This is a genomic window from Paraburkholderia aspalathi (assembly GCF_905220735.1).
Lineage (GTDB): Bacteria > Pseudomonadota > Gammaproteobacteria > Burkholderiales > Burkholderiaceae > Paraburkholderia > Paraburkholderia aspalathi.
Genome location: NZ_CAJNBA010000009.1, coordinates 47,545 through 65,976, shown reverse-complemented (window position 1 = coordinate 65,976; position 18,432 = coordinate 47,545). Strand labels below are relative to the sequence as shown.

Sequence of the window (18,432 nt, the reverse complement as noted above, 5' to 3'; positions counted from 1 at the left end):
ACGTGTCTGCTTCTCACCGGATCTGAATGCTATGGCTTCATGGCTCGACTACACGATCAACGGACTGATCGTCGGCAATATCTATGCATTGCTGGCGGTTGGCCTCGCGCTGATTTTTGGCGTGTCGCATCTGATCAACTTTGCGCACGGCTCGGTGTACATGATCGGCAGCTTCATCGGCTGGCTGTGCCTGACGCGGCTCGGTTTGCCGTTGCCGCTGGCCTTGCTGGCGGTGGTGGTCGGCTGCGGGCTGCTGGGCATCGCGATCGAGCGCATCGGCTTGCGGCCGCTGCAGGGCGCGGCACGCATCGCGCCGCTACTCGCGACGATCGGTATCAGCTTCGTGCTCGATCAATGCGCGCAGCTGCTGTTCGGCGCCGATCCGCGGCCGGTGCCGAGCACGCTGCCCGATTGGCACTTTCGCCTCGGCGGCGCGACGATCGGTTCGCTGGATCTGCTGATCGCCGGCATCGGCGTGACGGCGGCTGCCGTGCTCTATGTGTTCCTGCGTTTCACGCGTCTCGGTTGGGCCGTACGCGCCACTGCGCAGGACCGGGACGCGGCGCAGCAGATGGGCGTCAACGTCAACGGCGTCAATCAGGCGGTGTTTGCGATTGCGTGCGCGCTCGGCGGTGTGAGCGGCTTGCTGGTCGGCATGTACTACAACAGCATCGATCCGGCGATGGGTTTCCAGGCAACGCTCAAAGGCGTGGTGGCGTTGCTGATCGGCGGTCTGGGCAACGTGCCGGGCGCGATTGTCGGCAGTCTGCTGCTGGGTCTGGTCGAGAGTTATGGCGTGGCGATCTTCGGCACCAGTTACCGCGATCTGTTCGCGTTCGTTTTGCTGTTGCTGTTTCTGGTGTGGCGTCCCAATGGACTCTTTAGCGGCAGCCGCCGTTTGCCGCCCGAGCCGATGACGGGCACGTTCCTGTCGGCGGGCAAAGCGGTGAAAGTGCCGCGTGCCGTGGTGATTGCGTTGGCACTGGCTGCGGTTGCGCTGCCGTTCGTGGCCAGTTCGTCCTATCTCCTGCAAACGCTCACCAATGCCTGGCTGTACGGAATGTTGGCGTTGAGTCTGACGCTGGTAGCGGGTACGGTTGGGCAGATTTCGCTCGGTCATGCAGCGTTGCTGGTGATCGGTGCGTATGCGTCCGCGTTATTGTCGACGAATCTCGGCTGGTCACCGGTCGTGACGATCTTCTGCGCCGGACTGATTACCGCCGCGCTCGGTACGCTGCTGGTTTATCCGGCGTTCCGTTTGCGCGGTCACTACGTGTCGATTGCGACGCTCGGCATCGGCGAAGTGGTGAGTCTCGTGATCCTCAACTGGGATAGTTTGACGCGTGGCCCGCTCGGCATCGCGGGCATTGCGCCGTTGTCGGCGTTCGGCTGGACGCCCGATAGCGCTCGCGCGATTTACTGGTTCGCGCTCGGCGTGCTGATCGTGCTGGCGCTCTTGCAAACGCGGCTGTTGGGCTCGCATCTGGGCCGCACGCTTCGCGCTATTCGCGAAGACGAGGTCGCCGCGCGCTCACACGGCATTCGCCCGAACCGCTACAAGGCGATCGCGTTTGCGTTTGGCGGGCTGGCGGCCGGCATCAGCGGCGGGATTGCGGCGCATCTGTATAGCTACATCAACAACCAGACTTTCGACTCGCAAGTGTCCATCCTCGCCTTGACGATGGTGATTCTCGGTGGCCTCGGTAACGTGCTGGGCGGCATTGTCGGCGCGGTCGCGCTGATCGGCCTGCCGGAGATTTTCCGCTGGGCGGCAGACTATCGGATGTTGATCTACGGCCTGGTGTTGCTGCTGCTGGTGCGGTTCAGGCCGCAGGGTTTGCTGGGAACGGTATGACGGAGCGCACATGACACAGACTCTTCTCGACGTGCGCGGCGTGACACGGCGCTTCGGTGGATTGACCGCGGTGAACGGCGTCGATCTTTCGATTGCGGAAGGCGAACTCGTCAGCGTGATCGGGCCGAACGGCGCGGGCAAGTCGACGCTGTTCAATCTGATCACCGGGCTCGATACGCCAGACGCGGGCAGCGTGCAATTCGACGGCCGTGACATCACCGGCGTGCGGCCGGAAAAGCTCGCCGCGCTCGGACTTGCGCGCACGTTTCAACATGGCCGCGTGTTCGGCAATCTGAGCGTGCTCGACAACGTCTTGATCGGCGCGCATGCACGTTTGCGCGCTACCCGCACGGGTTGGCCGATTGTCGGCGCCATCGCCGAAGTCGCGCGTGCGCTGATCGGGCCTGCTTCGATCCGGCGTGAAGACGCGGCGTTACGCGACGAAGTGCGCGAGATCATCGCCGGGTTTGGCGAGCGCCTCGCGCCGCGTATCGATCATCCGGCGCACAGCCTGTCGTATGCGAACCGCCGACGCGTCGAGATCGCCCGTGCGCTTGCCTTGCATCCGCGCATCCTGCTGCTCGACGAGCCGACGGCCGGCATGAACGAGTCCGAAACCGCCGAAATGCTGGTGCTGATCCAGCAACTGAAAGCGCGCGGGCTGACCATTCTGCTGATCGAACACAAGCTCGACATGGTGATGCGGCTATCGGATCGCGTGATCGTGCTCGACAACGGCGGCAAAATTGCTGAAGGCTTGCCGCGCGACGTGCGCAACGATCCGCGTGTGATCGAGGCGTATCTGGGGCATCGCAATGTCGGCGGCGCGGCGGCTGTGCGCGTCGCGGCCTGAACTTCTGGAACATCGACGATGAGCGACGCTCTACTGAAACTCGAACACATCGAGACGTTTTACGGTCCCGTGCAGGTGCATTTCGACGTCAATTTTCAAGTGCGGCGCGGGCAGATCGTGAGTTTGCTCGGCGGCAACGCGAGCGGCAAATCGACCACCATGAAGCTGATTCTCGGTCTGCACAAGCCGCGCTCCGGCAGCATCACGTTCGAAGGTGAGGCGATCACAGGACTCAGTACGCCGCAGATCGTACGGCGCGGTGTTGGGTCCGTACCCGAGGCGCGGCGGCTGTTCGGCGACATGACGGTGCGTGAGAATCTGCTGATGGGCGCATACACACGGCGCGACCGTGTTGCCATCGACGAAGATTACGAGCGCGTGCTGGACCTGTTCCCGCGCGTGAAAGAGCGCCTGGCGCAAAAGGCGGGCACGCTCTCGGGTGGCGAACAGCAGATGCTGGCCATGGCGCGCGCGCTGATGAGCCGGCCGAAACTGATCTGCATGGACGAACCCACGATGGGTTTGTCGCCGCTCTACGTCGATAAGGTGCTTGAGCTGATCGACACGATCAACCAACAAGGCGTGACGTTCTTCATGGTCGAGCAGAACGCCAGCCTCGCGCTGGAAATCGCGCATTACGGCTACGTGTTGCAGACCGGCCGTGTCGTGCTCGAAGGCACGGCGGAGTCCCTGCTCGGTGATGAGCGGATACGTGATGCGTATCTCGGTGGGGAAGCCGCGGCGACGACCGCGTCCTGATCCGATTGCGAAGCGCGGAGGCCGCCGGTAAGCCGATCGTCAATCACGTGGCTTTCCGCAAACGCGGCCTCAAAGGTCGAACTGGTCGAATTCGCTTTGCAGTTCGCGGTTGCGTGCCACGCGCTCGTCGATGCCCGGGCCGAGCCGTTCGACAATCGCCGAAATCAGCAGATTGAACAGGCACGTGAGCGGCGCCAGCGAGTCCCAGAACTGACCGACATCGGTCTTCACCTGCAAAAGATCACCATCGAATTCGCGCGCCCACGGACAGTAAATATCGGTGACGAGCGCAAAGGGTAGCCCACGGCGCGTGGCCGCCTCGCAATAGCGGCGCGCGATCATCGAATAGGCGCGCGTATCGGTGACGATCAGATACGGTGACTTGAACTCGGAGTTCAGCGAATCGACATAGGAGCCCGACATGCCGTCCGAATAGAACACGCGTGGACGGATGTACTCCAGGTAGCTGTAGAACGCGTTGCTGATGCCGCGCGTGGACTGAATACCGAGGATATACACGGCGTCAGCGTTCGAAATGCGTTCGGCCACGCGGGCAAACACCGGCGATTGCGCAAGCTGGTAGACATGCTGGATCGCGCCGATTTCGAGTTCGAGCGAGTGGGCGAGAGCAGGGTTGGGGGCGGGGTTGGCAATATCAGGCCCGCTTGCGGCCGGTGTGGCTTCGTCATGTTGGCCGGAGGTGCGGCGAAATGCGTCGAGCCGGTCGGTGATTAGCCACGGACGCTCCTGCGCGCCGCGCAGCTCGCGCTTCAGATCATCCAGGTTCTGGTAGCCGATGCTGCGCAAGAACCGGCCCACGGAGATGCCGCTGGTGCCGGCTTGCTGGGCAATCTGGTCGGCGTTTTCGAGGCCGAGCCGGTCGAGATTCGCCAGCATGTAACTGGCGACGCGCTTGGAGGTGGGCGTGAGTTCGGCAAAGCGGGCTTCGACGGTTTGTGCAAATGCGGTCGGCATCGTAGTCGCGGCGCGAGTGGTGGATCGATTATCGAGATGATGACATATTCATCCGACAGTCGACCCCGCGCGGTCCCAAAATCAGGGAACGCACGCACACGCGGGCGAGACGCCGGTCAGACGGCCGGCCGCACGGGCGCGCTCCGCGAGAAGTGCCGCGCGCCTGCCACACACGCGACCACCACGACGGTCACCAGGACCATCGCGAGCGGCACCTGTTCGTGCAGCAGCAAACCGGCGAGCAGCAGGCCGAAGAACGGCTGCAGCAATTGCAGTTGCCCGACCCCCGCGATGCCGCCGAGCGCCAGTCCGCGATACCAGAACACGAAGCCGATCAGCATGCTGAAGAGCGACACGTACGCGAGTCCCCACAGCGCCGCATGGCTCACCCCTTCAAACGATGCAGGCCGCGCCCACCAGGCGAGCGGCAGCATCACCGGCAGTGACAGCACCAGCGCCCACGAAATCACCTGCCAGCCGCCGAGATGGCGCGACAGCCGCGCGCCTTCGGCATAGCCAAGCCCGCAGACGACGATCGCCGCGAGCATCAGCGCATCGCCGAGTGGCGACGCGTTAAGGCCGTGGCGCAAGGCGAACGCGACCACCGCGCCGCTGCCGAGCGCCGAGAACAGCCAGAACGCCGGCTGCGGGCGCTCGCCGCCGCGCAGCACGCCGAAGATCGCGGTGGATAGCGGGAGCAGCCCGACGAACACCACGGCGTGCGCGGCGCTCACGTGGCGCAGCGCGAGGGCGGTCAGGAGCGGAAAGCCCACCACCACGCCGAGCGCGACGATCACCAGCGGGACGAGGTCGCGCTTCGCGGGCCGAGCCTCGCGAAACACGAGCAGAAGCAACAGACCCAACGTGCCCGCGATGGTCGCGCGGGCCATCGTCAGAAACACCGGATCGAAGCCTTGTACGGCGATGCGGGTGGCGGGTAGCGAGCCGCTGAAAATCAACACGCCCACCATGCCGCTCACCCAGCCGTTCGTTGTCTTGTCCATCGAAAGAGTCCATGCGCATTGAAAATGGAACCTACAGCATCCGCTTTCGCGCTGCAAAGGGTAAGCTACGGATCAGTACAATTCGTACAAACTGTACCGAACATGGAGCAGTACAGATGGCGGAAAGCGATACCAACCGGGCGCCCTTGGGCGCGCCAGCCGGCACGCGGGTCGGCACGCGGGTCGGCACGGTGATGGACAGCTTGCGCGAGCGCATCGCCAGCCGTTCGTTGATGCCGGGGGCGCGCGTGCCCTCGATCCGCGTGATGACGGAGACGCTCGGCGTGTCGAAGTCGACCGTGGTAGAAGCGTACGACCGGCTGGTCGCGGAAGGGGTGATCGTGGCGCGGCGCGGTTCCGGCTTTTTCGTGTCCGGCCATGCGCCGCCGCTTGCGCTCGCCGATCTCGGGCCGCGGCTGGATCGCGAGGTCGATCCGCTGTGGCTCACGCGGCAGTCGCTGGAGGCCGGTGCGAAGGTGTTCAAGCCGGGCTGCGGGTGGATGCCGCCTTCATGGCTGCCGGAAGACGGCGTGCGCCGCGCGTTGCGTGCCGTGGCGCGCGATCCGCAGTCGCCGCTCGCCGACTATGCGAGCCCGCTCGGTCTGCCCGCGCTCCGCCAGCAACTCGCCTGGCGGCTTGCACAGCACGGCGTGGACGCGCCGCCCGAGCAGATCGTGCTGACCGACGGCGGCACGCACGCGCTCGATCTCGTCTGCCGCTTTCTGCTCGAACCCGGCGACACGGTCCTGATCGACGATCCGTGCTACTTCAACTTCCAGGCGCTGCTGCGCGCGCATCGCGTCCGCATCGTCGGTGTGCCTTATACGCCGTCCGGTCCGGATCTGGCGGCATTCGAGCGGGCGCTGATCGAGCACCGCCCGCGGCTCTACGTGACCAATTCCGCAATCCACAATCCGACCGGCGCGACGCTGGCGCCGGCCATTGCGCATCGGCTGCTGAAACTGGCGGGTGAGCACAATCTGCTGATCATCGAAGACGATATCTTTGCTGACTTCGAGGACGAGCCCGCGCCGCGTCTTGCAGCCTTCGACGGTCTCGCGCGGGTGGTTTCGATCGGCAGCTTTTCGAAGACCTTGTCCGCGGCCGTGCGCTGCGGCTACATCGCGGCGCGCAGCGAATGGATCGAATCGCTCGTCGATCTGAAGCTGGCCACCACGTTCGGCAACGGTCAGCTTGCGGCGAGCGTCGTGCATCGTTTGCTGGTGGATGGCACCTACCGGCGGCATCTGGAATCGATGCGCGCGAAGCTCGCGGACGCCATGGGGGAGACGATCAGACGGCTGGGCTATGCCGGCCTTGAAGTGTGGACGCGGCCACGCGGTGGGATATTCGTGTGGGCGCGCTTGCCCGATGCGCTCGACGCCGCCGATATCGCGCGTCACGCATTAGCCGAGAGTGTGGTGTTCGCGCCGGGCAATGTGTTCAGCGCGTCGCAATCGGCGGCCGGCTTTTTGCGCTTTAACGTGTCGCAATGCAACCGGCCGAAGGTGTACGAGGCGCTGCAACGGGCGATGGACGTGTCGGCTGCATCGAAGGCGCACGCCTGAACGCGCGCGCCTCGCCACGCAACGTTATTTACACAGCAAGAGCAGACGCTCCTGATCCGTGCAGGAAGAGCGTGGTTTCTGCGCGGCTTGCGCGGCCGCCGCGCTGATCCCCGCGCTCTTGTTCGCGAGACACGCGCGCAGATGTTTTTCTACCGGCCCGTAGTATTTCCATCCGCGCACGAGAGGTGGCAATTCGAGCTTCACCTGCTTCCACTTCGGATGCCCATGCTCCTGCAGATTGTCGAAGTTGGCGCACAGCGAGTCCGCAAAGTGATTCAGATTGCCGACGGTATCGCGCAGACCGTAATCGTAAGTGACGAGGAAGGCCTTGACCGTCAGCGTGGGGACATCTTCCTTCAGCCAGTTCGGATAACTGGTCGCGCGGAGTGTGGTGGGGAAATACGTCTGCTTTGCACGGGTGGTTTCGGGCGCGTTGGGATCAACCTTCAGCGGACGGATCTGTTGCAGCAGCTCGGGATTCATGTCGTTGAACAGTTTTGCCGGCTGCCCGACCACGATGATCGCCACGTCCACCTTCTTGACGATCAATGCGGCCAGCGCGTCTTCGTTGCTCAGGTGCTGGACGTTCTGCTCGGGAATCGCCTGTCCGAACATCAGGTGATAGAGCGTCGTGGCCGTTTGAGCGGTGCCGCTGCCGAGCAGGCCCACGCTGATGCTCTTGTCCTTGATGTCGGCGAAGGTTTTCATCGGCGAGTCCGCGCGCACCACGACGTTAATTTCCTCGTCGTAGAGCGGCATGATGAGCCGCAGCGGCCGGATTGCCGTACCCGCGTCGGCATTGCCCGCGTTGGCCATGTCGATATAGGCCTGATACACATCGGACTGCACTAGCGCGAGCTTCACGCCCGGCTCGAAGCGCATGCGCTGCACGTTCTCAGCCGAACCCTTCGACGCCATCACTTCCAGGTCGATGCCGGCCGGCTGCGCCACCCACTTCGACAGATCCTGGCCGATCTGAATATACGTGCCGCGTTCCGGACCGGTGACGATCTTGTAGTGCGCAGCCTCCGCGCTTGCAAACGAAGACACGATCATCAGCGCCAGCCCCAGCCATCCCGTCAGAAGTTTCTTCAGCATGGTCTATCTACCTATCTGTCAGGGTTGAACTGCCTCTCGCGTCGGCGCGCGCGAAGCACCGGTGAGCCGGCTTGCCTTCTCATGTTCAATGCATGGCGCCCGCTATGTCCGTCTGTTGCCGCTCAGAGGGAAAGTGAAACGCCAGTGCAATCGGGCGTGCCACGATTCATGCGCTCAGTCAGACAAATCGAGCGTGCGAACGGCCATGAAATTCGGTATCCAAACTTTTTCGCTCGCTGGAATGCCGGTCTACGCATGTGGCTTGAGCGGTGCCCAACCTGTCTCGTGAATCACGCGTGCAAGGATCGTTTTCGCGGTGTCGTTGCCGGTGTCGATTGCGAGCGCCTCATTGGCGTGCTGGCGCGCGCAACTCCACGACTGCTGCGAGGCGCACAGTTGTGCGGCCTGCAACGCGGCGTCGCGGCGCGCGGCGAGTGGCTTCAATTCGGTCAGCAGGCTTTGTGCGTCGGCGTTGCCGGGCTGCAGCGTTTGCGCCGTGCCAAGCGCCGCTTGTGCCGCGGAGAGGTCGTTGGCGCGGAACGCCAGACGCGCTGCCTGCAGCGCTTGTGCGGCATCGCGGAACTGCGGCGCTGCTGGTTTTACAGGCTCTGGGGGCAACGGCGGCGCGACGGGCGTGGTCAGGATTGTCGGTGCTGCCTTGGCGGGATTGGCGGCATTGCTGGGGATAGCGGGCTTAACCGCGGCGGCCTGATTCGTTGGCTGAGCCGGTGCGTACGGCGCGATCGTGCCGGTCGCCGTTCTGGCGTCCTGAGGATTGCCCGCCGCCTGCTCGGTATTGCCGCTCTGCGATTCGTGGTCGTCGCTGAATAGTGTAAAGGCGACATACGCTAGTCCGATTGCGCCAATCGCCACGATCGCGAGCAGCACCCGGCGTATCGGGAACGCGCTGCGGTCCGCAGAATACTTCAGATCGGTGAGCGGCGGAATCGGCTCGTCCTCAGGCACGAGTGCCGGCGCTTCTATCGGGGACTCTATAGGCGCGGCTTCGTCGGTGACCGCAGTCGGCACGGCGAGGTCGATTTCAGCCGGCTGTGTCGGATCGAAGCCGTTTTTCTGCGCTGTCTTGCTGACGGCACTGGCGCGGCTGCCGGGAATCACGACACGCTTGTGCGGCCCGGCGTCAAGCGGATGCACGGCGCCACAATACGGGCAATAGTCGACTTGCCGGTACAGCGCACCACCGCAGCGTTTGCAGGGCGTCGGGAAACTATGGCCGAGTATTGTCTGGGTGGACATACTGTGGACCCACCTGTGGAAAACAGTGCCGTTACGGCATGCTCCAGATCGTGTTGAGGCAGGAGTAATGTCCGCGGAAACCACGATCCACATGCGCTGGAGAACCTTCGGACGCAAGTCCTCGCTTGCGGTGCCGCTAAATGCAATATGTGGCGTTTCGATGAGAACGTCAATCGACGTTCTTACCTACTTTATGCGCGCCAGAGCGCATTTGTAGGTACGACGAAACAGTGCATATGTCGGCAGAACGAACAGACTGTCTGTTTTTTTCACACGGTTTGCGAAGTTGCTGTGAGCAGGCGTCGACAACGATGGCGCGTTGGCGGAATTGGCAGAACGAAATGGCGGCGATGAAAGCAAAACGAGGTCGAAGCGCGTAGCGTTCGACCTCGTCATCAAGCGCTTGCAGAAAACACCCACTGGAAACGGGAGATGCGAAATCAGTGCTTGCGCAGCGGATGATCCTTCAGAAGCCACGCGAGCGCAAAGGCCAGCACGACAACGCAGGCCGCTGAGAGATACACCGTGTGCAACGCGCCGGCAAACGCTTGCAGATAGTCGCTGCGCAACGCTTCGGGCAACTGGTGGATGGCCGCCGGTCCGAGCGCGTGCGGCAATTCGGTGTCCGCCGGAATCAGTTTTTCCAGTCGCGCGGCAAGGCCGTTCGAAAACACCGCGCCAAAAGCGGCCACGCCGATCGAGCCGCCGATTGAACGGAACAGCGTCGCGCCCGAAGTAGCGACACCCATGTGCTTGAACTCGACCGTATTTTGCACGGCGAGAATCAGCACCTGCATCACCATGCCGAGACCGAAGCCGAGAATGCCCATGTCGATATACATCACACGAATGGGCGTGTCGATCTGCAGGCGCGCGAGCAGCACCATCGCGACGGCCACGAGAAACGTGCCGGCGATCGGAAACATGCGGTACTTGCCGATCTTGCTGATTACGCGTCCGGTCACCATCGACATCACGAACAGGCCGCCCATCATCGGCAGCATTTGAATGCCGGCTTCCGTGGGCGTCGAGCCTTTGACCACTTGCAGATACAGCGGCAGGAACGTGACCGAGCCGAACAGCGAAACGCCGATGATGAAGCCGATCAGACTGCTCAGCAAAAACGTGCGCTGTTTGAAGAGTTCGAGCGGCATGATCGGTTCGACGGCAGTGCGCTCCTCGTGGATGAAGCCCCAGATCGCCACCAGCCCCATCCCCAGCGTGAACCACAATTGCGGCGACGACCACGGCAGGATCGTGCCGCCCTGGCTCGTGAACAGGATGATGCAGGTGAGTGCGCCGGCGAGAAACGCGGCGCCCATGTAGTCGATGGTGTGCTTCACGTGCTGCACGTGCGGCTTGAAGACCGCACCGATCACAGCCAGCGAGATGAGGCCGAGCGGCAGGTTGATGTAGAAAATCCAGCGCCATGACAGATGCTCGACGAGAAAGCCGCCGAGCAGGGGCCCGACTACCGTCGCGAGACCGAATACGCCACCGAATACACCCTGGAAGCGGCCGCGCTCAGCCGGCGGAATTACGTCCGCGATGGCGGCCATCGTCACGACTAGCAGACCGCCGCCGCCGAGCCCTTGCAGCGCTCGCAGCACGATCAGCTGGGTCATGTTCTGGGCGACACCGCACAGCGCGGAGCCGACGAGGAACACGACGATCGCGGTTTGCAGCACGATCTTGCGGCCGAACAGATCGCCGAATTTGCCGTACAGCGGCACGACGATAGTCGAGCTGAGCAGGTAGGCGGTCACCACCCACGAGAGGTTGTTGAGTCCGCCGAGTTCACCGACGATGGTCGGCAGTGCGGTCGAGACGATCGTCTGATCGAGCGCGGCGAGCAGCATGACCAGCAGCAGCGCCGGAAACAGCAGCCGGATCGGCGGGTGGTCATTTGCCTGCTGGGCGGACTGCACATCTGGCTGCGCATCCGCCAGCGTTAGCCCGGCGGGTTGAGTCGTTGTCGTTTGGTCCATGGCGGCAAGGTGTTGAAATTAATTAATTCGGAGATTAATATATGCGACATTGTGTCACTCGTCAAATTGAATGCAATGGCAAGGATTACGTCAGATGACCGCGAAGTGAAACGCCAACCGCGCACCACGACCGCCGAGAAGGCGCGAAAGCTTTCGAATCCGGCTTCAGCCGCAGCGGGCGATGCTGCGGACGCTTCAAATGCCGCATTGCCGTCCGCACCCGCACGGCGACCGGGCAGGCCTTCGGGTTCGGCGCGCGGTCCGGAGCAGCGCAGCCGCCTGCTGGACGCCGCGCTCGCCCTCTTCGCGCGGCAGGGCATCGTCGACACCACGCTCGGGGAGATTGCCCGCGAGGCGGGGTTCACGCCGGCGATGATGCATTACTACTTCAAGACGCGCGATCAACTGCTCGACGTGCTGATCGATGAGCGTTTCGCGCCGCTGCGCGCGGGGATCGGCGTGCCGTTTCAGGAAAATCCCGACGATCCGGTGGCGGCCATCACGCAACTCGCGCAGCGTTTGGTGAAGACCGCGAGCGACAATCCATGGTTTCCGTCGCTGTGGGTGCGCGAAGTGATCAGCGACGGCGGCTTGCTGCGCCAGCGCATGCATGAACGGTTCGGCGACGCGGCTCAGAAGGCGTCGCTGTTAGCCATCGCGCGCTGGCAAAAGGAAGGCCGACTGAATGCCGGACTGGAGCCCTCGCTGGTGTTCGTCACGCTACTGGGCATGACGATTCTGCCGCTGGCCACTTCGAAGCTGTGGCGTAACGATCCCGCGCGATGCAACATCGGTAGCGAGGAGATCGCCCGGCATGCGGTGGCCTTGCTGGTGCAGGGCGTCGGTCCGGGCAAAGCGGCCTGATACACCACGTGCCTCATTCAGAACTGCGTTTCTGCCGCCACGCCTCATACGCAGCCCTGGTTTTTTCGTTCGGCGGATAAGTGCCGGGCAGGGCTGCGCCCTCACGAATACGTTCGGTGAGAAACACTTCGAGTTGTTCCTGCTCGACGGCGGCTTGCGCAACTTCGGCTGCCATTTTGAACGGGATGACCACCACGCCGTCCGCATCGCCCACTATCACGTCGCCGGGAAACACCGCGACACCGCCGCAGCCGATCGGCACATTGATATCCACCGCGTGATGCCGGATCAGATTCGGCGGCGCGCTTGCGCCCGCACAAAACACCGGCATGCCGAGCGCGGCGATCGTCGTGCTGTCGCGCACAGGACCGTCGGACACCATGCCCGCCACGCCGCGCACCTGCAAGCGCTGTGAGAGGATCGAACCGAACGAGGCGCTGCCGCGTTCACCGCGGCAATCCTGCACGAGCACGTGACCGGCCGGAATGGTCTCGACACATTTGCGCTGTGCGTACTCCGGATCCGCAAACAGTTCGAGTACGTCGATGTCCTCGCGCGAGGGAATATTGCGCAGCGTGAAGGCTGGCCCGACCAGATTTGCGCCACTGTGCGCGGCGAGCGGCGCGACGCCCTGCATGAACGTATTGCGCAAGCCGCGCTTGAACAACTGGGTGGTCAGCGTGGCAGTGCTTACATGACGGAGTGCTTCGAGCGTGGCGGAGTCGAGATCGGACATGGTGTCGGGCGGCCTCAGGTTTTAGGGGCGGGCAGATGGCGCTCATATGACGTGCTGCGTCGCAGCGGCGGAACGTACCGCAGCCGCTGCGATTTCGCGCACACGATCATAGCGCCGCTGTGGATCGTGCGGCAGGCGCGCGCAACCATGCTGCCGTAACGACGAATCTGATGAATCTGGCGAAGCCGGCGAGGCACGCTACGTGCTACCTGAGGAGTGGATCTGAGCGCCGCGCGGGAGAGATAACAGGAGTGGATCTGAGCGCCGCGCGGGAGAGATAACAGCGTCGGCGTTGCAATAGAACAGGAATGTCAGGGCGGATGCTGGGGCGGACAAGGCGATGGACGTGGGTTTGCGCCAGCCGCCACGGCGAATCGGGTGTCGGCATCGGTCAGCCAGGCAATGGAGCCGAGGGCCGGTTTTTCATTGGCGTGCAATTTTGGCGCGTTACTGTGCGCACGCGTTGCGCCGAGGCCATGTTTTACAATCGCGGGCCTGCATGCAACTCGACGCATGAAATCGAGTCGGAACCATGGACAGCAATACCGCAGCCGCGCAAATCGGCGGCAAACAGCAGGGCGATACGTTGGCCGAGTCTGATGGCCTAACCGGTTTTTTAGAGCAACAACAGAACATGAACGGAGCATTGAGGCTCGATCAGGCCACGATCGTGCTCGTCGAAGACGACCCGGATAGCCGGGAATCACTGACCTTGTTACTCGAGGCGGAAGGGGCGCATGTCGTCGCTGTGGCGGATGCGGAAGAGGGCGTCGAAGCGGCGCTGCGGCTGTTGCCTGACGCCGTGGTGTGCGACCTCGAATTGCCGGCCATGGATGGCTTTTATCTGATCCAGCGGCTGCGCGATCACGAGATTCGCGGTGACCATGCGCCTTCAGTGGCCGTGGCGCTTACAGGCCATACCGACGACGCTTATCGCTTACGCAGCATCGGCGAAGGCTTCCAGCATTTCATGACCAAGCCGGCATTGCCGGAAGAGCTCGTGACACTGTTGCACGACGCGATCGACGCTCGCGCGGCAGGCTGAGGAGCGGCCTCGCGGCCGGAGGGCGGTTTCTTGCCGCCGGATCTTCGGCCGCAAGCTTTCGTCTGGCGAAACGATCTGCAATCAGATTGCAAACCTGATTGCAGGCGCCGCTGTTATTTGGCGGCGGCGACCGGTGCAGCCGCGCTGGCGCTGGCCGCTTCCGCTGCCTGACAGGCGGAACACAACCCCTTCAATTCGATTTCATCGCTCGCAAGGCGGTAACCCGCGTCTTCGATTTGCGCGACGAGGGCCTGGCGCAGCTTCGGCTGATGCAACTCGGTGACGTTGCCGCATTGCTGGCAAACCACCAGAATGCCGTGCTGGCATTGGGTCAGGTCGTGGCAGACGGTGAACGCATTGATCGATTCGATCCGGTGCACGAGTCCTGCCGAGAGCAGAAAGTCCAGCGCCCGGTAAACCGTAGGCGGCGCCGAGCCCGGATGGATCTGGCGCATGTCGTCGAGCAGCGAATAAGCTTTGGTGGCGCGCCCGGAATTCAACAGCAATTCGAGCACTTTGCGGCGGATCGGCGTGAGTTTTTCGCCGCGTTCGCGACAATATTCTTCCGCGAGAGTCAGTGCGGCTTCCTGCGATTCCCCGTGCCCACTGTGCATGTGCCCCGGCTCATGATGATGAGCGGAGGCAGCAGGCGTGGTTTTGTCGGCGTTCGCGGCGGGCTTGGCGGTCTTCATGCGTGGATTATAAAGGCCATCGCGCCTGGCTGTGCCGGTGTGCGGCGTACCTGCCGATCGCGGCTGGACGCCTCGGTGGGACATGAGGCAGTCCTATAGCGGCCGGATTGTTCAAGTCAGCGGGAAATCGATGTATTTCTTGAACCCCGGGCGAGTCGCAAGCCGCGAATACCACCGCTCCAGATTCGGCAACGGCGGGCGTTCGACGCCGTCCAGTCCGAACCAGCGTTTCGCGTACGCGCCGATCACGATATCCGCAAGCGTGAACTTTTCGCCTTCGAGGAAGAAGCGGCCTTGCAGATGGTTATCCAGCAGGCGCCACAGCAACGTGACCGCGCTGAAGTCGGTAGCGAGCTTGCTGGCGTCGCGCTCGGCGGCGGGTGTGCGCACGAGGGCCCAGAACACCGGCCTTTCCGCGGGTTGCAGCGTGGTGAGCGACCAGTCGAGCCAGCGGTCGATGCTGGAGCGCAGTTTCGGTTCCGACGGATAGAGGAGGCTCGATTCGCCGTATTGCAGCACCAGATAGCGCAGGATCGAGTTCGATTCCCACAGCACGAAGCCGTCGTCGACCAGCGTCGGAATTTTGCCGGTCGGGTTCATCGCCAGGTAGTCGGGCTCGTTGTTGCGGCCGAATTGCAGGCCCGCGTCGATGCGTTCGTACGGCAGCACCAGTTCGTCGCAACACCACAAGACTTTCTGTACGTTGACCGAGTTGGCGCGTCCCCAGATCGTGATCATCCGGTAAATCCTTTGTTTATATTGACAGGTGGCAAGCCGCGCGCGGCGCACGGCGTTCAGCCAGTAACGATACACGATGCGCATGGGTTTGCGCGCCGCCAGCCTGCAATCTGCTGCGTGAAATGTTGTCCGGAGCGCGGACAAAGCGCTTTGCGCACAGAGACCCGATTGCCACCCGATGTGCCATGCCGGCAACGCGCGGGCGTTGCGTACAATGAGCGCACCCGAATACGACGAGGCACCGCATGGCCCGCATTGTCCCCGACGACTGGAAGAGCCTCGCCGCCACCGGCGCGGCCGCACGCGAACGCGAAACCCTCGCGTTGCTGGAAGAAGCGCTTCCCGATGGCTACACCGTCTATCACGGCGTGCACTGGACCCGTCTGAATCAGAATTTTTCAGTGTTCGGCGAGGCCGACTTCGTGATCGTCAGCCCGGCCGGGCGCGTGATGATCGTCGAACAGAAAACCGGCTTCCTGCGCGAAACGCCCAAGGGGCTCGTCAAGGTCTACCTTCAGACGGAGCGCAATGTGGCGATCGCGCTCGCACATACCGTCGAAACGCTGCACCGGCGCTTCACCGCGGCGTTCGGCGCGGGTACGTATTTCATCGAAGAACTGCTGTATTGCCCGGACCACATCGTCAAGGACGCGGCGATCGCCGGCGTGAATCCCGCGCGGATCGTCGACGCGACGCGCAAGGACCGGCTTGCCGCGATCATTCGCGAAGCGTTGCCGGCCGACGAAGCGCGCCTCGCCTGCGCACCGAAAATCCATCACTTTCTCGCTGACGAACTTTCGCTGACGCCCGACGCCAGCGCGCTGGTCGGCCAGGCCGGCACGCTCGTTACGCGTCTGGCCGGCGGCCTCGCGACCTGGGCGCGGCGACTCGAGTTTTCGCCGTTCCGGCTGCGCGTGATCGGCACGGCCGGCTCCGGCAAGACGCAACTGGCGGTGCAGGTGATGAAGGACGCGGCGGCGCGCGGCCAGCGGCCTTTGTATGTGTGTTTCAACCGCCCGCTCGCGGATCACATTGCGCGGGTCGCGCCGCCTGAGGCGAAGGTGGCGAACTATCATCAGCTATGCGACTGGATCGCGCGCGATGCGGGCCGCGAGCCGGATTTCCAGTCCGGCGACGTCTTCAAACAGCTTGAATCGACTTTCGCCGAAACGCCGATCGACGCGCGCTGGCAATTCGACGTGCTGATCGTCGACGAAGGACAGGATTTCCAGCAGCCGTGGGTGGCTGCGCTCGAGCGTCTGTTGCGGCCGGGCGCCGCATGGTGGTGGCTCGAAGATCCGCTGCAGAATCTGTATATGCGCGAGCCGGTCGAGCTGCACGGCTGGACCACGCTGAAAGAGACCACCAACTACCGCAGTCCGCGCGACATTCTCGATTATGTGCGCGACGTGGTCGGTGCTTCGGTGCCGGTCGCGGCGGGCCTGGCCTCGGGCAGTCCGTTCGACGGCTCCGATATTTCGCTCTCCGTCTACGACGAAGCGAACGCCGCCGAAGGCAGCATGGAGGCAACCAAGCGGGCGATCACGCAGGCCTTGTCGCTCGGCTTTCGCAAACAGGATATTGCCGTGCTGTCGTTTCGCGGCCGCGAAGGCTCGGCGATGACCGCGCAGGATTATCTCGGACCGCATCGGTTGCGCAGTTTCACGGGCAAGTACGATCTGTTCGGCAACCCGGAGTATCGCGAAGGGGATGTGCTGTTCGAGTCGATCTACCGCTTCAAGGGGCAGGCGGCGCCGTGCGTGATTCTCACGGAAGTCGACTTCGAACTATTCGACGAGCGGATTGCACGCAAGCTGTTCGTCGGCGCCACGCGTGCGACGATGAAACTGATCATCGTCGCCTCGCAGAGGGCCGCGCGGCATCTGCATTTGCGTGATGGTAAAGAGCTCAAAGAAACCAAAGATCTCAGAGAGACGAAAGAAGCCTAGCCACCGCTCACGTCCACGCGCGCGCACCCACCAGCATCCCCGTTTGCGTAAGCGCGTCCCACCAGATCACGCGCAGTAACGGCGCTTGCTGCGCGATCAGCAGCGCCTGCACCGGATCGCTCTCCACAAAGTGCGTGACACCGCCGCGCAACGCCGCCGCGGCCTTGTGAGCAGCTGCGCCGGCGGCACTTTCGTCGTGCGTGCCGGGCGTGCGCATCACCAGTTGCATATGACCGAAGCCGTGCCGCGTGAGCCATGCTTCGGTGCGCGCGCGATCCAGTTCCGGGCGCCCGGTGATGATCGTGCGCACGCGTTGCAGATCGATGCCCGGCAGCACCTCGAACGGCAGCAGCGCGTCGCGTTCGGCGAGCGCCGCGGCCAGATCCTCGTCGTAGCGGGCGAGCGGCACGTCGGGCAGCAGAATGCCGTCGAGGTCGATCGCGTAGGTGGCGTATTCGTGATCCTCGGCCATGGCGGGCGCGGTGCCCGCTTCGACGCGCTCCCAGTCCTCGCGATAACGCTCGGTGTAGGCCTGGCGCTCCCACGGAAACAGCGCGAAGTAGCCGCGAGCGTCGATTGCGTAGTCGGGTTGTGTGCGGCTCAGGTCGTCGACCGCGGCGGTCAACGTTTTGACGTCGAGACCATGCTGCTGCAGGAATGCGATGCAATCGGTCAGCGTAAAGCCGCGCCCCGCGATGTCTTCGCACAGCAGCACTTTCGAGCCGGCGGGCGGAATCGGCAGCGTCGAATCCCAGGCGACCGTGCGTGACTGCCGGTCGTATCGAAGGAAGGCGACGGGCGTGCCGGCCGCATGCGAAACCATCAGCGCGAGCGGTGCGCCGCCGCGCAGAATGCCGATCGCCATGGTGAAGCGCTCCGCCAGCAACGCGGGTTGCAGCGACTCGATCCAGTGATCGAGTTGTTCGTACGTCAGGGGCAAAACCGGCTTGTTCATGACTCTCAGGGCGTCGCGATGCGCGCGTAGGGCAGGTGTCCTGTAGACGGAGAGCGGCGCGCGGCGCGGTGCTGCGGCAGGTCCCCGTTTTTGAGA

The 18,432-nt window shown here is 63.4% G+C and carries 16 protein-coding genes; 7 read left to right on the top strand and 9 right to left on the bottom strand.

Going from position 1 to position 18,432, the window contains the following annotated elements:
- Window positions 1-31 precede the first annotated feature (31 nt).
- Genes KHO30_RS33550 through KHO30_RS33540 form a run of 3 tightly spaced genes read left to right on the top strand, consistent with a single transcriptional unit; the run spans window position 32 to window position 3,467 of the window.
- Window positions 32-1,855: an ABC transporter permease gene (locus tag KHO30_RS33550; protein WP_211703487.1), complete on the top strand. Its 1,824-nt coding sequence runs from the start codon at window positions 32-34 to the stop codon at window positions 1,853-1,855.
- 10 nt (window positions 1,856-1,865) lie between these two features.
- A complete protein-coding gene (locus KHO30_RS33545) occupies window positions 1,866-2,708 on the top strand; it encodes an ABC transporter ATP-binding protein (RefSeq protein ID WP_093638339.1) in 843 nt (280 codons plus the stop codon).
- Between the two features lie 18 nt (window positions 2,709-2,726).
- Window positions 2,727-3,467 carry an ABC transporter ATP-binding protein gene (locus tag KHO30_RS33540; RefSeq protein WP_211703486.1) on the top strand — a complete coding sequence of 247 codons (741 nt, stop codon included), beginning with the start codon at window positions 2,727-2,729 and terminating at the stop codon, window positions 3,465-3,467.
- 69 nt (window positions 3,468-3,536) lie between these two features.
- On the opposite strand, the gene sapR is transcribed toward KHO30_RS33540, so the two are convergent.
- Window positions 3,537-4,442: a sap1 transcriptional regulator SapR gene (gene sapR / locus KHO30_RS33535; RefSeq protein WP_200653745.1), complete on the bottom strand. Its 906-nt coding sequence runs from the start codon at window positions 4,440-4,442 to the stop codon at window positions 3,537-3,539.
- A 116-nt stretch (window positions 4,443-4,558) separates the two neighbouring features.
- A complete protein-coding gene (locus KHO30_RS33530) occupies window positions 4,559-5,446 on the bottom strand; it encodes a DMT family transporter (protein WP_093638346.1) in 888 nt (295 codons plus the stop codon).
- A 116-nt stretch (window positions 5,447-5,562) separates the two neighbouring features.
- Between KHO30_RS33530 and KHO30_RS33525 the strand changes: the two genes are divergently transcribed.
- Complete coding sequence (locus KHO30_RS33525; RefSeq protein WP_211703485.1) at window positions 5,563-7,014, top strand: aminotransferase-like domain-containing protein; 1,452 nt, start codon at window positions 5,563-5,565, stop codon at window positions 7,012-7,014.
- Between the two features lie 24 nt (window positions 7,015-7,038).
- On the opposite strand, the gene KHO30_RS33520 is transcribed toward KHO30_RS33525, so the two are convergent.
- From KHO30_RS33520 to KHO30_RS33510, 3 genes are all read right to left on the bottom strand, one after another.
- Window positions 7,039-8,112, bottom strand: a complete 1,074-nt coding sequence (locus tag KHO30_RS33520) for a TAXI family TRAP transporter solute-binding subunit (protein ID WP_093638353.1) — start codon at window positions 8,110-8,112, stop codon at window positions 7,039-7,041.
- 249 nt (window positions 8,113-8,361) lie between these two features.
- On the bottom strand, window positions 8,362-9,369 hold the full coding sequence (locus KHO30_RS33515) for a zinc ribbon domain-containing protein (RefSeq protein ID WP_093638356.1): 1,008 nt from the start codon (window positions 9,367-9,369) through the stop codon (window positions 8,362-8,364).
- A 440-nt stretch (window positions 9,370-9,809) separates the two neighbouring features.
- Window positions 9,810-11,357 carry an MDR family MFS transporter gene (locus tag KHO30_RS33510; protein WP_211703484.1) on the bottom strand — a complete coding sequence of 516 codons (1,548 nt, stop codon included), beginning with the start codon at window positions 11,355-11,357 and terminating at the stop codon, window positions 9,810-9,812.
- Window positions 11,358-11,432: 75 nt separating this feature from the next.
- Here KHO30_RS33510 and KHO30_RS33505 point away from each other — a divergent pair, with 75 nt between their 5' ends.
- Window positions 11,433-12,221 (top strand): TetR/AcrR family transcriptional regulator, encoded by a 789-nt coding sequence (locus KHO30_RS33505; protein ID WP_211703483.1) that lies wholly within the window; start codon window positions 11,433-11,435, stop codon window positions 12,219-12,221.
- A gap of 13 nt (window positions 12,222-12,234) precedes the next feature.
- Here the strand turns inward: KHO30_RS33505 and KHO30_RS33500 are convergent, their stop codons facing one another.
- Window positions 12,235-12,957, bottom strand: coding sequence for a ribonuclease activity regulator RraA (locus tag KHO30_RS33500; protein WP_200619753.1), 723 nt, complete (start codon window positions 12,955-12,957; stop codon window positions 12,235-12,237).
- Between the two features lie 532 nt (window positions 12,958-13,489).
- Between KHO30_RS33500 and KHO30_RS33495 the strand changes: the two genes are divergently transcribed.
- On the top strand, window positions 13,490-14,002 hold the full coding sequence (locus tag KHO30_RS33495) for a response regulator (RefSeq protein ID WP_093638369.1): 513 nt from the start codon (window positions 13,490-13,492) through the stop codon (window positions 14,000-14,002).
- A gap of 113 nt (window positions 14,003-14,115) precedes the next feature.
- On the opposite strand, the gene KHO30_RS33490 is transcribed toward KHO30_RS33495, so the two are convergent.
- Both KHO30_RS33490 and KHO30_RS33485 read right to left on the bottom strand, forming a co-directional pair.
- Window positions 14,116-14,694: a Fur family transcriptional regulator gene (locus tag KHO30_RS33490; RefSeq protein ID WP_093638372.1), complete on the bottom strand. Its 579-nt coding sequence runs from the start codon at window positions 14,692-14,694 to the stop codon at window positions 14,116-14,118.
- A gap of 111 nt (window positions 14,695-14,805) precedes the next feature.
- Entirely contained in the window at window positions 14,806-15,432 is a 627-nt protein-coding gene (locus KHO30_RS33485; RefSeq protein WP_093638819.1) for a glutathione S-transferase family protein, read from the bottom strand.
- Window positions 15,433-15,677: 245 nt separating this feature from the next.
- On the opposite strand from KHO30_RS33485, the gene KHO30_RS33480 reads away from it, so the two are divergent.
- Window positions 15,678-17,381 (top strand): ATP-binding domain-containing protein, encoded by a 1,704-nt coding sequence (locus KHO30_RS33480; RefSeq protein WP_211703482.1) that lies wholly within the window; start codon window positions 15,678-15,680, stop codon window positions 17,379-17,381.
- Between the two features lie 7 nt (window positions 17,382-17,388).
- Here KHO30_RS33480 and KHO30_RS33475 read toward each other — a convergent pair whose 3' ends face one another.
- Window positions 17,389-18,336: a phosphoribosyltransferase gene (locus KHO30_RS33475; protein WP_093638378.1), complete on the bottom strand. Its 948-nt coding sequence runs from the start codon at window positions 18,334-18,336 to the stop codon at window positions 17,389-17,391.
- Between the last annotated feature and the right edge of the window lie 96 nt (window positions 18,337-18,432).

Coding starts and splice junctions, on each gene's coding strand:
- KHO30_RS33480 (WP_211703482.1), top strand. CDS start 15,678: ATGGCCCGCATTGTCCCCGACGACTGGAAGAGCCTCGCCGCCACCGGC.
- KHO30_RS33485 (WP_093638819.1), bottom strand. CDS start 15,432: ATGATCACGATCTGGGGACGCGCCAACTCGGTCAACGTACAGAAAGTC.
- KHO30_RS33515 (WP_093638356.1), bottom strand. CDS start 9,369: ATGTCCACCCAGACAATACTCGGCCATAGTTTCCCGACGCCCTGCAAA.
- KHO30_RS33545 (WP_093638339.1), top strand. CDS start 1,866: ATGACACAGACTCTTCTCGACGTGCGCGGCGTGACACGGCGCTTCGGT.
- KHO30_RS33510 (WP_211703484.1), bottom strand. CDS start 11,357: ATGGACCAAACGACAACGACTCAACCCGCCGGGCTAACGCTGGCGGAT.
- KHO30_RS33540 (WP_211703486.1), top strand. CDS start 2,727: ATGAGCGACGCTCTACTGAAACTCGAACACATCGAGACGTTTTACGGT.
- KHO30_RS33550 (WP_211703487.1), top strand. CDS start 32: ATGGCTTCATGGCTCGACTACACGATCAACGGACTGATCGTCGGCAAT.
- KHO30_RS33490 (WP_093638372.1), bottom strand. CDS start 14,694: ATGAAGACCGCCAAGCCCGCCGCGAACGCCGACAAAACCACGCCTGCT.
- KHO30_RS33530 (WP_093638346.1), bottom strand. CDS start 5,446: ATGGACAAGACAACGAACGGCTGGGTGAGCGGCATGGTGGGCGTGTTG.
- KHO30_RS33525 (WP_211703485.1), top strand. CDS start 5,563: ATGGCGGAAAGCGATACCAACCGGGCGCCCTTGGGCGCGCCAGCCGGC.
- KHO30_RS33495 (WP_093638369.1), top strand. CDS start 13,490: ATGGACAGCAATACCGCAGCCGCGCAAATCGGCGGCAAACAGCAGGGC.
- KHO30_RS33475 (WP_093638378.1), bottom strand. CDS start 18,336: ATGAACAAGCCGGTTTTGCCCCTGACGTACGAACAACTCGATCACTGG.
- KHO30_RS33520 (WP_093638353.1), bottom strand. CDS start 8,112: ATGCTGAAGAAACTTCTGACGGGATGGCTGGGGCTGGCGCTGATGATC.
- sapR (WP_200653745.1), bottom strand. CDS start 4,442: ATGCCGACCGCATTTGCACAAACCGTCGAAGCCCGCTTTGCCGAACTC.
- KHO30_RS33505 (WP_211703483.1), top strand. CDS start 11,433: ATGGCAAGGATTACGTCAGATGACCGCGAAGTGAAACGCCAACCGCGC.
- KHO30_RS33500 (WP_200619753.1), bottom strand. CDS start 12,957: ATGTCCGATCTCGACTCCGCCACGCTCGAAGCACTCCGTCATGTAAGC.